10 protein-coding genes are annotated in these 15485 nt (G+C 20.3%); 2 read left to right on the forward strand and 8 right to left on the reverse strand.

Translation table 11 applies throughout. The features are described 5' to 3' along the window. Nucleotides 1-2: 2 nt before the first annotated feature. Nucleotides 3-2876: a valine--tRNA ligase gene (locus AB4W57_RS01345; RefSeq protein WP_367677368.1), complete on the reverse strand. Its 2874-nt coding sequence runs from the start codon at nt 2874-2876 to the stop codon at nt 3-5. A gap of 480 nt (nt 2877-3356) precedes the next feature. On the opposite strand from AB4W57_RS01345, the gene argF reads away from it, so the two are divergent. After that, complete coding sequence (argF, locus tag AB4W57_RS01350) at nt 3357-4373, forward strand: ornithine carbamoyltransferase (RefSeq protein ID WP_367677369.1); 1017 nt, start codon at nt 3357-3359, stop codon at nt 4371-4373. Nucleotides 4374-4877: 504 nt separating this feature from the next. Continuing rightward, entirely contained in the window at nt 4878-5261 is a 384-nt protein-coding gene (locus tag AB4W57_RS01355) for a Rid family detoxifying hydrolase (RefSeq protein WP_367677370.1), read from the forward strand. 118 nt (nt 5262-5379) lie between these two features. Here the strand turns inward: AB4W57_RS01355 and AB4W57_RS01360 are convergent, their stop codons facing one another. The 7 genes from AB4W57_RS01360 to nusA form a co-directional block, all read right to left on the reverse strand. After that, nucleotides 5380-7182 (reverse strand): DEAD/DEAH box helicase, encoded by a 1803-nt coding sequence (locus AB4W57_RS01360; RefSeq protein WP_367677371.1) that lies wholly within the window; start codon nt 7180-7182, stop codon nt 5380-5382. 413 nt (nt 7183-7595) lie between these two features. Continuing rightward, on the reverse strand, nt 7596-9674 hold the full coding sequence (pnp, locus tag AB4W57_RS01365; protein WP_367677372.1) for a polyribonucleotide nucleotidyltransferase: 2079 nt from the start codon (nt 9672-9674) through the stop codon (nt 7596-7598). Nucleotides 9675-9848: 174 nt separating this feature from the next. Continuing rightward, nucleotides 9849-10109, reverse strand: a complete 261-nt coding sequence (gene rpsO / locus AB4W57_RS01370) for a 30S ribosomal protein S15 (protein ID WP_367677721.1) — start codon at nt 10107-10109, stop codon at nt 9849-9851. Between the two features lie 37 nt (nt 10110-10146). Next, nucleotides 10147-11124 carry a tRNA pseudouridine(55) synthase TruB gene (gene truB / locus AB4W57_RS01375; protein ID WP_367677373.1) on the reverse strand — a complete coding sequence of 326 codons (978 nt, stop codon included), beginning with the start codon at nt 11122-11124 and terminating at the stop codon, nt 10147-10149. Nucleotides 11125-11166: 42 nt separating this feature from the next. After that, nucleotides 11167-11517 carry a 30S ribosome-binding factor RbfA gene (rbfA, locus tag AB4W57_RS01380; RefSeq protein ID WP_367677374.1) on the reverse strand — a complete coding sequence of 117 codons (351 nt, stop codon included), beginning with the start codon at nt 11515-11517 and terminating at the stop codon, nt 11167-11169. A gap of 55 nt (nt 11518-11572) precedes the next feature. Then, entirely contained in the window at nt 11573-13774 is a 2202-nt protein-coding gene (infB, locus tag AB4W57_RS01385; protein ID WP_367677375.1) for a translation initiation factor IF-2, read from the reverse strand. 192 nt (nt 13775-13966) lie between these two features. Beyond that, nucleotides 13967-15451: a transcription termination factor NusA gene (nusA, locus tag AB4W57_RS01390; RefSeq protein ID WP_367677376.1), complete on the reverse strand. Its 1485-nt coding sequence runs from the start codon at nt 15449-15451 to the stop codon at nt 13967-13969. Between the last annotated feature and the right edge of the window lie 34 nt (nt 15452-15485).

Here is a 15485-nt window from a genome sequence, read left to right on the forward strand (position 1 = left end):
TTTTATATAGATAATAATAATTTTTTATAATTTTTTAAACTTTTTAAATTATTTTTTAAAATACTTAATTTATTTTTTTCTTTTTTAATAATTTCTTTAGGAGCATGCTTTAAAAAATTTGAATTAATTATTTTAGTGTTAAAAAATTGAATTTTAGACATACAATTTTTTATCTTTTTTAATACAATATTCAATTCTAAATCTTTATTAACAAATTCTTTAATTGAAATTAATAATTCACATTCACTAGTTTTTCTTATAACAAATTTTTTAATTTTATTTTTATCTGTTTTTTTAAATATTTTAATTTTATTTAAATACATGATTTTTTTTAAAAAACTTTTATAATTTTTAATTATTAATAAAAATTTTAAATTACTATTTTTAATAAAAATAGTAATTTTTTTACTATATTTTATTTTCATAGAATTTCTAATAGATCTTAATTCTTTAAAAAAATTTTGAATGATATACATATTTTCCATCGATTTATGATCAAGATAATTTAAATTAAATTTTGGAAATTTACAATCAATCAAACTTTTTTTATTAAAATTATTTTTTATTATAAAAATTTTTGTCCAAATATATTCTGTAATAAAAGGAATAATAGGATGTAATAATTTTAATATTTTTCTTAAAATATACATTAACATTTTTTGTGTATGAAGTTTTTCTTTTTTTGTACCTAATTTTATTATAATTTTAGAAATTTCTAAATACCAATCACAAAACTTAAACCAAACAAATTCATATATTAAATGAGAAACATGATCAAATCTATAATTTTTAATAGATTTTTTATAATTATAAATTAGAATTTGTAATTCTGATAAAATCCATTTATCTTGTAATGATAAAATTTCTAAAATATTTTTAGTTTTACTTTTATTATATACAATATTTTTATTTAATAAAACAAATCGACTTGCATGCCATAATTTATTACAAAAATTACGATAACCTTGTAAACGATTCATATCCCAAAAAATACTTCTAGAATAAGTAGACAAAGCAGCACAAGTAAATCTAAGTGAGTCTGCTCCAAAAGATTGAATTCCGTTTGGAAATAATTTATTTATTTTTTTTATAATAATTTTTTTCTTATATTCATTATTTTTTATATTTTTAATACGTTTTTCAATTAATTTTTCTAAACTAATTCCATCAATCAAATCTATTGGATCAATAATATTTCCCTGAGATTTAGACATTTTCTGGCCATTTTCATCTCGTATTAAACCTGTAATATATACGTTTTTAAATGGAATTTGTGACTTTCTATTTTTATCTTTAATAATATGTGTTGTTAACATAATCATTCGTGCAATCCAAAAAAATATAATATCAAATCCACTTACAATAACATTCGTAGGATGAAAAATTTTTAATAAATTTTTCTTTTTTGGCCAATCTAAAGATAAAAATGTCCATAAACTAGAAGAAAACCAAGTATCTAAAACATCTTTTTCTTGTTTTAAAATACAATTTTTGTTTAATTTATATTTTTTAATTACGTCTAATTTATTTAATCCTGTATAAATTTTTTTATTTTGATCATACCAAATAGGAATTCTATGACCCCACCATAATTGTCTAGATATACACCAATCTTGTATATTTTCCATCCAAGATAAATACATATTTTTATATTTTTTTGGAAAAAATTTAATTTTTTTATTTTTTACTATTGATATAGATTTTTTTGCAAACATTGAAGTTTTTAAAAACCATTGATTTGTTAACATAGGTTCTACAATAGAATTACTTCTTTCACCATATGGTACATTAGAATCTAATAATTCTACTTTATCTAAAAAATTATGTTCTTTTAAATATATAATAATTTTTTTACGCGCAATAAAACGATTCATTTTTTGAAAATATAATGGAATATCAGAATTATATTTATTTTCTATTGTATTAGAATAACTATATATAAATAATTTTTTAAGAATATTTCCATCAAATGAAAATATTTGAATTATAGGAAGATTGTGCCTCATTCCAATTTTATAATCAAGAAAATCATGGGCTGGAGTAATTTTTACACATCCAGTACCTTTGTTTATTTCAATTTCAAAATCAGAAATAATTGGTATAATTCTATTAATAATCGGAACCACGACTTGTAAACCAATATAATTTTTATATCTAATATCTTTTGGATTTACTCCTATAGCAGAATCTCCAAATATAGTTTCAGGTCTAGTAGTAGCTACTACTAAATAATTCTTATTATTAATAAAATATTTTTTATTAGAAAAAAAATATTTTATATAATACATTTTTGTTTTTACATTTTTATTTTTGACTTCTAAATCTGAAATTACAGTTTTTAAACATACATCCCAATTTACTATTTTTTTTTTTTTATAAATTAATCCTTGATCATATAATATTATAAATGCTTTTTTTACACCTTCAGAAATATTTGGATCTAAAGTAAATTTTTTTCTATTCCAATCAATAGCATGACCTAAACGTTTAACTTGATTAAATATTTTATGTTGATATTTTTTAACCCATTCCCATGTTTTTTTTATAAAATATTTTTTGTTATATTTTAATTGTATTTTTTTTTTTTTTAAAAGTTTTTTTTCTATTAATAATTGAGTAGCAATTCCAGCATGATCTAAACCAATTTGAAATAAAACATTTTTTCCGTTCATTCGATTGAATCGAATCAAAATATCCATAATAGTTTGTTGTAACGCATGCCCCATATGTAAAACACCAGTAATATTTGGTGGAGGCATAATAATACAAAAAGATTTTTTAGAACTTTTTTGAATATTAGTTTGAAAATATTTTTTTTCTTCCCATAACTTATATAATTTCTGTTCAATTAATTTAGGATTATAATTTTTATTCATGTTTTTTTAATATTTTATATATTTTTATTTAAATAAAAAACTTTTATTTGTTGTATATAAATATCTTACAATACTTATAGATTAATTTAATTATTTTATAAAAAAATTTATTTAAATTTATATTTTTTTTAATATTTTTTAATAAATTTAATTGAATAAGAATAATATTAAAAAATAAAATTTACATTATATATTTTTAATATTGTGCAATTAAAAATTTAATTAAAATTTTTTTAAATAAATGCAAAATTTAAATAAATTTGTATCTTTTATAAAAATATTTTAATTATTTATAATATAACACTATTTTTTTTATTATTTAAAATAAATTTTTTTATATTTTATTAAACAATTATAAAAATTTTAAATTAATAGATAATTTTTTTTCTTTTTTATATAATATATTAAAATTTAAAATTTTATTTTTTATAAAACTTTTATAATATAAATACATCTTTAATAATTTTATAAAGAGATAATATGAATTCATTTTATTTAAGAAATTTTTTAAGATTACAAAATTTTAGTTCTGAAGATATTTTATTTTTAATAAAATATGCAAAAAAATTAAAATTTAAAAAAATTATCAATAAAGAAAAAAAACATTTAAAAAATAAAAATATAGTTTTAATTTTTGAAAAAGAATCTACTCGAACAAGATGTTCTTTTGAAGTAGCATCTTTTGATCAAGGTGCAAAAATTACATATTTAAATACAAAAGATATACATTTAGGATATAAAGAATCTATTGAAGACACAGCATCTACTTTAGGTAAAATATATGATGGAATTGTATATCGAGGACATATACATAAAAATATAAAAAAATTAGCAAAATATGCAAAAATTCCAGTTTGGAACGGTTTAACTGAATCTTTTCATCCTACTCAAATTTTATCTGATATTTTTACTATTAAAGAAATTTTTTTTAATAAAAGTATTCAAGATATCAAAATTGCTTATATCGGAGATTCTAAAAATAATATTTCAAATACCTTAATAGAAGCGTCGAATTTATTAAAATTCAAATTAAGTTTAATTTCTCCAAAAGAATATTTGCCTACTCAAAAATTTTTACATACATATAATATTAAAATTAATAAAAAATTAAATAATATATTATTAACAGAAGATATAGAAAAAGGTGTATATCAAGCAGACGTTATTTATACAGACGTATGGATTTCTATGGGTGAAAACGCCTCGAAAGAAGAAAAAAAAATAAATTTATTAAAAAAATATCAAGTCAATCAAAATGTTTTAAAATCAACTTGTAATCCTTTTATTAAAGTTTTTCATTGTTTGCCTGCATTACATAATACAAAAACTATTTATGGAAAAAAAATTATTCAAAAATTTAATTTAAAAAACGGAGTAGAAATTACTGATGATGTTTTTAAATCTAATAAAAAAATAATTTTTCAACAATCTGCTAATCGTGTACATATAGTTAAAGCATTAATAATTTGTAGTTTAATTAAAAATATTTCTTTTTAAAATAAATTTATCTCAAAATTTTTAACATATAAAATTAAAATATTTTAAATAAAAATTTATAATATATTTTTTTATTATAAATAAATATAAAATATATTAATTAAAATACATAAATAAATATTTTTATTTATAAAAATTTTATATCAAAAAAATTTATTTTAATTAAAAATTATATAAAATATATAAAAATTTTTAATAAAATTTATTTAATTAAAACATATGTAAAAAAATATCTTATAATTATTTTTATATAAATAAAATTTTAATAATATGAAATTAAAATATTTTTATATTATTTATTAACTTTAATTTAAAAAATGTTTATTATCATGTTTTAATCATCAAAATTTAAAAAATAATTATATTATTAAAATTCATTAAAAATATTTTTTTATATATATTAAGATATATAAATTTTATATATAAAATTAAATAAATTTTTATAAATCCATAAAATTTTATATTTTTTTTAAAAAAATAAAATAAATCGGATAAATATAAAACATGAAAATTCATACTAAAAATGCACCTAAAGTTTTTGGACCTTACTCTCAAGCTATTAAAATAAATAATTTATTAATGATTTCTGGGCAAATTCCTGTTGATAAAATATCTGAAAATATACCAAAAAAAATTATTGATCAAACTTTTTTAGCGCTTAATAACATTAAAGCTATTATAAAAAAATCTGATTTTTCTATAAAAGATATTATTAAAACAACAATTTTTACTACCTGTTTAAATAAGATTAATGAAATTAATTATGCATATAAAAATTTTTTTATACAAGAAAATGTATTAACTTTTCCAGCTAGATCTTGTATAGAAATTTCTAAATTACCTAAAAATGTAAAAATTGAAATTGAAGCTATAGCGTTTAAAACATGATTATTAAAGAGTGCACTAACAAAAAAATTTTAAGTGCGCTCTTTAACCTTATATAATTTATATATTAAATGTTTAATATCATTATTCTCAAAAAAATATGTTGTTTGAAATTAAGAAATTAATTATTTTTATATTTTAATAAATTATTTTTATGAAAACGTGATTTTTGAAAACGATTTTTTTTAGCATAAAACTTATGATTATTAGAACCTTTAAAATTTTTTCTTTGTAACATATGATTTTTAACATTTTTTTTTAAAGATTTTTTAAAAACAAATTTAGAATTTTTAAATAATTTTAAATTAATTAATTTGTTAAAAATCTTTGTTTTTTGTAAATTGTTCAATAAACCTTTTTGAATTAAATGTTTAGGTAATTCTATAGTCGAATATGATGAAAATATTTTTATATGACCAATATCTTTATTATTTAATTTACCTTCATTAGCAATAGCTCCAACTATATGTCTGACTTCTACTTTATCTATTCTTCCTAAATCTAATTTACATAAATTCATATTAGAATTTTTATTAAAAATTTTTTTATTTTTATACGAAAAATAGTTCTCTCTATTATTTTTAATCCAATTTTTTCTAATATTTTTATCTTTTTCTAAAATTAAAACACGTTTACCTTGTGCTATTTTTAAAAGTGCAGCAGATAATTTTTCTATTGACACGGGAATATTTAAATTTATTTTAGATAATAAGAGTTGGTATTTTTTTAAATCTAAACTTTGTAATTCTTTTTTAATTTTTTTAGAAAAACTTTCTAGACGACGTTGACTTAATAAATCTGTATTTGGCAATTGTACTTCTTTAATAGATTGTCGCATAATTCTTTCAATATTTCTTAATAATCTTATTTCTCGATATTCTACAAACATTAAAGCTTTTCCTTTACGTCCTGCTCGACCTGTTCGACCTATTCTATGTACATAAGATTCAGCATCTATCGGAACATCATAATTTATTACTAAATCAATTCTATCAACATCTAATCCTCTTGCTGCAACATCTGTAGCAATTAATATATCTAATTTACCGTTTTTTAATCTTTCTAATGTTTTTTCTCTTAATGTTTGATTCATATCTCCATTTAAAGCTGCGCTATTATATCCATTTTTTTCTAATACTTCAGATACTTCTACAGTAGAATTTTTTGTGCGTACAAAAATTATAGTAGCAGAAAAATCTTCTGTTTCTAAAAATCTTATTAACCCATCTGTTTTCTTCCCATATACTAACCAATAAGTTTGATTAATATCAGGTTTATTCATAATATTAGATTTAATTTTTATTTCTTTAGGATTATTCATAAAACGACGAGAAATTCTTCTAATAACATCTGGCATAGTAGCAGAAAACAATGCTGTTTGACGTTTATTTGGAATTTTTGAAAGAATAGTTTCTACATCTTCAATGAATCCCATACGTAACATTTCATCTGCTTCATCTATAACTAAAGTACTTAATTTAGATAAATTTAGAGTTTTTCTTTTTAAATGATCTAATAATCTTCCAGGAGTTCCAACTATAATTTGCGGTCCATTACGTAAAGCACGCAACTGTAATTCATATCTTTGACCACCGTATAATGGTAAAACACGAATAGTAGAAATATATTTAGAAAATAAAGAAAATGCTTCAGAAACCTGAATAGCTAACTCTCTTGTAGGTGTTAAAACTAAAATTTGAGGAATTTTTAAAAAAATTTGTATATTATTCAACAAAGGTAAAGCGAAAGCTGCAGTTTTTCCACTTCCTGTTTGAGCCATTCCTAAAACATCATACTTTTTTAATAAGTATGGAATGCATTTTTCTTGTATAGGAGAAGGTTTTTGATATCCAATTTCATTTAGTACTTTTAAAATTGAATTTTTTAATTTAAAATCTAAAAATTTGTTTTTAATAAGAACCATGTAAAACATGTACCTCATTTAATTAAAGAAGGAGGGCCAGTTTACATCATACACGATAAATTTTTTTTATATATTTATTGACATTGTCAACTGGCTTAAAATATTTTGATTTAAAATTTTAAATTTAATCTAATAATTTTAAAATTTTATCAGTTATTTATTTTAATCAAAAAATTTTATTTATTTAAATTAATAAATAATTTTATATTATTAAATAACTCATAAAATTTATTAATATAATTATATAAAATATTTTAAAAAATTAAAAAATATTTATTTTTTTAAAATTTTAATTTTAAATTTAGAATGAAAAAAAATATAAAATATTTTACGCAATAAATTTAGATTATCATAAAAAATAGAATTATAAAATTCTATTTTTTAATAAAAAATTTTTATATTAATTTATTTTCTTAAACTTTTTTCATACTTAATCTTAATCTTTTTTGTCGATCTATATCTAAAACTTTAACTTTCACTACTTGATTTAATTTTAAAAAATCTGATACTTTTTCTATATGTTTTTTTGAAATTTGTGAAATATGTACTAAACCTTCCTTACCTAAACCAATAGAAATAAATGCGCCAAAGTCCATTATTCTAGTAACTTTTCCTGTATATATCTTACCTATTTCTAAATCTGCTGTAATTTCTTGAATACGTTTTATAGCATGTACAGCTTTTTCTTCCATAACAGCAGAAATTTTTACTGTACCATTATCTTCAATTTCAATTGTAGTACCTGTTTCTTCTGTTAGCATACGAATAACAGATCCTCCTTTTCCAATCACATCTTTAATTTTTTCAGGATTAATATTAATAACATGCACACGAGGAGCAAACTTGGAAATTTCTTTATTAGGAGTATTTATTGTTTTAGACATAACTTTTAAAATATAAGCAATAGCTTGATACGATTTATTTAAAGTTTCATATAAAATATCATATGTCATACCTTCAGTTTTCATATCTAATTGTAAAGCAGTAATTCCTTTAATACTACCAGATACTTTAAAATCCATATCTCCAAAATGATCTTCATCACCTAATATATCTGTTAATACTACATAATTATTCTTTTCTTTAACTAATCCCATCGCAACACCAGCAATAGGTTGTTCAATAGGAACGCCAGCATCCATTAAAGCTAAAGAAGCACCACATACAGAAGCCATAGAAGATGATCCATTAGATTCAGTGATTTCAGAAACTATACGAATAGTATAAGGAAAATTTTCTATAGAAGGCATAACTGCTAAGATACTTTTTTTAGCAAGTTTTCCATGCCCAACTTCTCTCCTTTTAGGAGAATTAATCATTCCTATTTCACCAACAGAATATGGGGGAAAATTATAATGAAATAAAAAACTATCAGTTTTATCACCTAATAATTCATCTAAATTTTGAGCATCTCTAGATGTTCCTAATGTGACTGAAACTAAAGATTGAGTTTCTCCTCTTGTAAATAAAGCAGAACCATGTGTTCTAGATAAAACACTTGTTTTAATATCTAAATTACGAATAGTATCTGGATCTCGACCATCAATTCTTTTTTTTTTAATTAAAATATTTTTTCTAACAATTTTTTTTTCAATATCAGAAAAAATTTTATTTATTTCTAAAATACTTATATTTACATCTTGACATAAAATATTAGAGGAAATAATATTTTTATATTTTTGTAATTTCTGTATACGTTTTTTTTTATTTGAAATAGAATAATATTTTTTTAATTTTTTTTTAGATAAATTTAAAATTTTTTTATAAAGAGTATCATCTAAAGTATGAAAACAATCTGTCCAACTTTTTTTTTTTATTGAAGATAATAAATTTTTCATACTTTTAATCAATTTCTTTTGTTTTTTAAATCCATATAAAATGCCTTTAAAGATAATTTCTTTATCTAATTGACTAGATTCTGATTCTATCATTAAAATATTTTTATCAGTTCCAGATACTATTAAATCTAACAAACTAGATTTCATGGCATCTGTAGTAGGATTTAAAACATATTTATTATTAATAAAACCTACTCTTGCTGCTCCAATCATTTTTTTTACTGGTATTCCAGAAATATATAATGCAGCAGATACTCCAATCATAGAAACAATATCAGGATTAATTTTAGGATTTAATGATACCACTGTAATAATAACTTGCACTTCATTATAAAAATTTTTTGGGAAAATAGCGCGAATTGGTCTATCTATTAATCGACCAATTAATATTTCATTTTCACTAGGACGACCTTCTCTTCGAAAAAATCCTCCTGGAATTTTACCAGCAGCATATGTTCTTTCTTGATAATTTACAGTTAAAGGTAAAAAATCTTTAATTTCTTTAACTTCTTTTTGTCCAACAACGGTTACAAGTACAGATGTATCTTCTATACTAGCCATAATAGAAGATGTAGCTTGTCTAGCAATTAATCCAGTTTCTAAAGTTACTATATGATTTCCATATTTAAATTTAAATATAAATGGATTGAGCAAAATAAATATCCTTAAAATATTAAATTAAAAACATTATTTTAATAATATTTAAAATTCAATAGAACTTAAAAATAAAGACAATATAATTAAAAAAAAGGGCTAAAATCGCCCTTTTCATATTTTTATATTATTAATTTATAAAAAATTTCTTTAAAAAAGTTTAACTTTATAGATTTATCGACGAATTTTTAAATCTTTAATAATAGAATTATATTCAGAAACAGATTTTTTCCGCATATATTTTAATAATTTTCTACGTTTAGAAACCATTTTTAATAATCCTTTTCTACTAGAAAAATCTTTTTTGTGTATTAAAAAATGGTTTTGTAAATCATTAATTTTATATGTTAAAAGTGCAATTTGTACTGTAATATTTCCACTATCTAAAACATTTTTTCCATATTTAGTAATTATACTTTTCTTATTTAAATTCATTTCTAACATATTCGTTCCTTGTAATTAATAAATTTATTTATTTTTTATCATGAAATTGCTCATATAAATTATATTTATTATATAAATTTTTATTTATTAGCCTGTAAGGATATAAATATATGTAATTTTTTATTTTTCCTAAACCAATAAATTTTTTTTTAGTATTCATAATACAAATTAATCCATTTTGATATCTAGTAAATAATCTTATACATTGTCCATTTTGAATATTTACTGTTTCTTTTAAACTAATATAAATTTTATTTAAACTAGAAACTATAGAATTAATTGGAATAAGTAATTTTTTTAATTTTTTAAAAAAAATTTTTTTAGATTTTTTAAAATATTTATTTTTAAAAAAATTTAATTGATCTATAGTTATAGCTGAATTACAAGAATATGAAGATACTTGCATTCGTCTTAAAAAAATTACATGAGCTCCACATTTTAAAAAATTACCTAAATCATTAATAATAGAACGAATATATGTGCCAGATGAACAAGAAATTTCTAATTCTATAATATTTTTACTTCTATATAAACTATGTAATTTATAAATTTTAACTAATCGAGGTTTTAAAGGTACCTGTATACCTTTTCTAGCATACTGATACGATCTCAATCCTTTGTATTTAATAGCTGAAAAAATAGGAGGAACTTGAGATATTTTTCCTTTTAATCTATCCAATGCAGTCCGATATTGATTAGAACTAAACCTAGTGCTAGCAACATATTTGATTTCTCCATAAGAATCTGCGGTTGAAGTTTTTTCACCTAATTTCGCGATGACGCGATATTTTTTATTAGATTTTATTAAATATTTTGTAAATTTAGTTGCTTCTCCAAAACAAATTGGAAGCATTCCTGTTGCTAAAGGATCTAAAGATCCAGTATGACCTGCTTTTTCTGCCAGAAAAATTTTTTTTGTAATCTGTAATGCTTTATTTGAAGAAATACCAGTAGGTTTATCTAATAAAAGCATTCCATGAATATTTCTGAAATTATTAGAAATCATTCAATTTTCCATCATAACTAATATATTAAAAAAAAAAATAAATTATTTCAATGTTTTTAATAAATTAGATATTTTATTTCCTTCTATATAAGAAAAATCATTAAAAAAAACTAATTGTGGAATCATTCGTAATTTTAAATTTTTACTTAATAAAAATCGTATATATGAAGCAGCATGATTTAAAATTTCTATAGAAGACTTTTTGAAATTATGATTGATTTTATTAAAACTAACATAAATTTTAGCATAAGATAAATCTTTAGAAATAATGACATCTAAAATAGTAGAAAATTGATTTAACCTAGGATCATTAATACAATTTTGAATAATATAAGAAATTTCTTTTTTAATTTCTTGAGATATTCTTTTTATTCTATAAATATTTTTATACACTATTTTATTTTTTCCAAAATATATTTAAAATTTTTTATTTAATAACGTGATATAATTATAATCTTTTAATTTTTTTAATTTTATATACTTCTATTATATCATTAACACGAATATCATTATAGTTCTTTATCCCAATTCCACATTCTGTTCCATTTCTAACTTTTTTTACATCTTCTTTAAAACGTCTTATTGATTCTAACTCTCCTTCATAAATTACTATATGATCTCTTAATATTTTAATAGGATGATTTCTTTTAATAATTCCTTCAGTAACCATACATCCTGCAATAAAACCAAATTTAGGAGATTTAAAAACACTTCTTACTTCTGCTAAACCGATCATTTCTTGTTTATATTCAGGTGATAACATACCGTAAATAGAAGATTTAAGTTCGTTAATTAAATTATATATAACAGAATAATATCTTAATTCTAGATTTTCTTTTTTAATAATTTTTTTTGCCGGAACATCTGCACGTACGTTAAATCCAATAATAATTGAATTAGATGTATTAGCTAAGTACGCATCTGTTTCATTAATTCTTCCAACATTAGCACTAATGATATTAATATTTACTTCTTTATGAGATAATTTTTTAATAGCAGAAGAAATAGCTTCTAAAGAACCTTTAGAATTAGATTTTAAGATTATATTTAATTCTGAAATTTTTTTTTTATTAATGTTATCAAATAAATTTTCTAAATTTATTTTTTTTTGTTTTAAAAATAACTCTTGTTTTTTTTTCTCTTTTCTATATAACGCTACTTCTTTCGCTTTTTTCTCATTATGTACTACAGTTAAAATATCTCCTGAAACAGGTAAACCAGATAATCCTAATATTTCTACTGGAATAGAAGGTCCAACTTTTAAAAGATCTTTTTTATGCTCATTTTTGATAGATTTAATTTTACCATATTCTGATCCACATAAAACTATATCTCCTTTTTTCAATTCACCTTCTTTAATAATAATATTTGATACTATACCTCGACCTTTTTCAAGAAAAGATTCAATTACAATACCTGTAGCCATTCCTTTTGAATAAGCAGATAACTCTAAAATTTCAGATTGTAATAATATACTATTTAATAATTTTTTTATTCCTGTTTTTAACTTTACAGAAATCTTAACAAAAATATTTTCTCCACCTAATTCTTCAGAAAGAATATTATATTTCATTAATTCATTATTAATTTTTTCAATATTAATATTATTTTTATCAATTTTATTAATTGCAACAATAATAGGTACTTTAGCAAATTGTGCATGTTGAATAGCTTCAACAGTTTGAGGCATTACTCCATCATCTGCAGCAATGATTAAAACCACAATATCGGTAATTTGAGCTCCTCGTGCTCGCATAGAAGTAAAAGCTGCATGTCCTGGAGTATCTAAAAAAGTAATTTTTTTATTATTTACTACAACATGATATGCTCCGATACTTTGAGTAATACCACCTTCTTCTTTTAATACCATAGAAGTTTGACGAATACAATCTAATAAAGAAGTTTTTCCGTGGTCTACATGACCCATAACTGTAACAATCGGAGGTCTTAAAATTTTTTTTTGAGATTTATGAAAGCACCTATCTTTCATAATATCTTTTTCTAAAAAATCTTTATAAATTAACTTTACTTTAAATCCCATTTCTTCAGAAATTAGTTGAGCTAAATCTAGTTGTAAAGATTGATTAATAGAAATATTAATTCCAGAACTAGACATTTTTTCAATAACTTTAGAACTTTTTATTCCCATCTTATTAGAAAGTTCTAATACCGTAATTTGATCAAAAATAGTAATTTTTTTATTTACTACATTTTTTGGTTTATGAAAAATTTGTTTTAAAAAATTTTTTTTAATATTTTTTTTAGAATATGTTGAATTTTTTTTAAATCTAACAGATGTAATATAATTTTTTTTTTTTTTTATAAAATTTTTTTTTAATTTATTTTTTTTATTTAATGTTAATTTAAAATTTTTTGCATGTTTTTTTTTTATTTTAGAAAAAGAATCTTTTTTATATATATTTTTTGTTTTTAACAAAAATTTTTTAGAATTAATATTTTTTTTATTAAATTTTAAATCAACAACATTTTTTTTTATACCTATTTTTTTATTTAAATCATATTTGCTTTTTTTGTTTGAATTCTTTAAAACATTTTTTTTAATAAACTTTTTATTTTTTTTTGATATTTTTTTATCAATATTATGTATATATTTTTTTTTTTTATCTAATTGAAAATCTTTTTTTCTCATTTTTTCTCTTATTATTTAGTTTAGAAAATAAAAACAATTTTATTAATTTATAATTCCTATTTATTTTTCTATTCATATATATTTTATTAATTTATTTTTTATATAAATAAAGAATATATATTTTATAATAACATTTTACATGTATTTTTTTTTAATTCCAAACAAATTATAGAAAATTTCTCATATGATAAATTATTTATTAAACCAACAAATATTTCGAGCAGACATAATAAATTCTCCTATTTTTTCAGAATTTAATTCTTTAATTTCTAATAAATCACTTATACTTTGATTTGCTAAATCTTCTATAGTATATATTTTATGCTGAAATAATTTTAGTACAATCCATTCTTTCATACCTTTTATACTAAGCATTTTTTCTTTTAAAATAGCTATATTTTTCGGGTTTTTTGGATCTAAAAAAGATATAAATGATAATGATTTTTGTGCACGTTTTTGAATTTTTAAAAACAATTTTTTATTAATATTTATTTTCTTACAAAATTCTTCTGTAGAAATTAATAATATATCTTCAATTGACCTAATATTATTTTTAAAAAAAAGAGAAAAAATTTTTTTATCAATATGTAAATTTTTCTTAAAAATTTGATAAGTTTTTTTTTTAATTTTTTTATTTTTTATTTCTAATTCTTCAGTAGTCATAACATTTAATTCCCATTTACTTAATTGCGATGCTAATCTAACATTTTGTCCATTTCTTCCAATGGCTTGAGCTAAATCTCTAAAATCTACAGCAATATCTATAAATTTTTTAATTTTATTGACTGTAATAGAAACTATTGCAGCTGGAGCCATTGCGTTTATAACAAATACAGAAATATTTTTATCCCATAAAACTATATCAATTCTTTCTCCAAAAAGTTCATTTGATACTGCTTGTACTCGCGCTCCACGCATACCAACACATGCTCCTACTGGATCAATTCTTGGATCATTAGTCTTAACAGCTATTTTTGCTCTTGAACCTGCATCTCTTGCTATTCTTTTAATTTGAATAATTCCCTCTCCTATTTCTGGAACTTCAATTTTTAATAATTCAGTTAACATTTCTGGTCTAGAGCGACTTAACAATAATTGAGATCCGTGTTTTTCATATTTTATTTTATAAAGTATACTTCTTACTCTATTACCTAAACGAAAATTTTCTCTAGGAAGCATTTCTTTTTTAAATAATAGTCCTTCTGCGTTGTTTCCTAAATCTAGGATAACAAAACGTCTATTTATTTTTTTTACTATTCCAGTAAGAATATTTCCTTGTTTGTTTTTAAAATTTCTAACAATAATAAATCTTTCAGCTTCTCTTACTTCTTGAACAATAACTTGCTTAGCTGTTTGTGTAGTAATTCTATCAAATTTGATTGATTTAATTGGTTCTTCTATGTAATCATTTAACTGAATATTTTTATTTTCATAATAAGCTGCATCAAAAGTAATTTCTTTAGTAGGATGTGTTACATTTTTTACAACTAACCATCTACGATATGTTTTAAAGCTTCCATCTATTTCATTTATAATAACTTTTACATATATATCTTGTTTATATTTTTTTTTTGTAGCTTTTGATAATGCTTTTTCTAATGCTTGAAAAATAATTTTTTTAGGAATAGATTTTTCGTTAGATACAGATTCGATTACTGATAAAATGTTTTTTTTCATTTTTTATTACTCATGTTGAATTTTTTAAATAATT

The sequence above is a fragment of the Buchnera aphidicola (Chaitophorus populicola) genome (assembly GCF_964058995.1).
In the GTDB taxonomy this organism is placed as follows: Bacteria; Pseudomonadota; Gammaproteobacteria; order Enterobacterales; family Enterobacteriaceae; genus Buchnera_J; species Buchnera_J aphidicola_BO.

Excerpts from the sequence above, each read along its gene's own strand:
- rpsO (WP_367677721.1), bottom strand. The coding sequence starts at position 10,109 with ATGAATTTAAATAAGAAAAGTATAATTACTAAATATGGAAAAAATGTT.
- infB (WP_367677375.1), bottom strand. The coding sequence starts at position 13,774 with ATGAGAAAAAAAGATTTTCAATTAGATAAAAAAAAAAAATATATACAT.
- nusA (WP_367677376.1), bottom strand. The coding sequence starts at position 15,451 with ATGAAAAAAAACATTTTATCAGTAATCGAATCTGTATCTAACGAAAAA.
- AB4W57_RS01355 (WP_367677370.1), top strand. The coding sequence starts at position 4,878 with ATGAAAATTCATACTAAAAATGCACCTAAAGTTTTTGGACCTTACTCT.
- truB (WP_367677373.1), bottom strand. The coding sequence starts at position 11,124 with ATGATTTCTAATAATTTCAGAAATATTCATGGAATGCTTTTATTAGAT.
- argF (WP_367677369.1), top strand. The coding sequence starts at position 3,357 with ATGAATTCATTTTATTTAAGAAATTTTTTAAGATTACAAAATTTTAGT.
- AB4W57_RS01360 (WP_367677371.1), bottom strand. The coding sequence starts at position 7,182 with ATGGTTCTTATTAAAAACAAATTTTTAGATTTTAAATTAAAAAATTCA.
- AB4W57_RS01345 (WP_367677368.1), bottom strand. The coding sequence starts at position 2,876 with ATGAATAAAAATTATAATCCTAAATTAATTGAACAGAAATTATATAAG.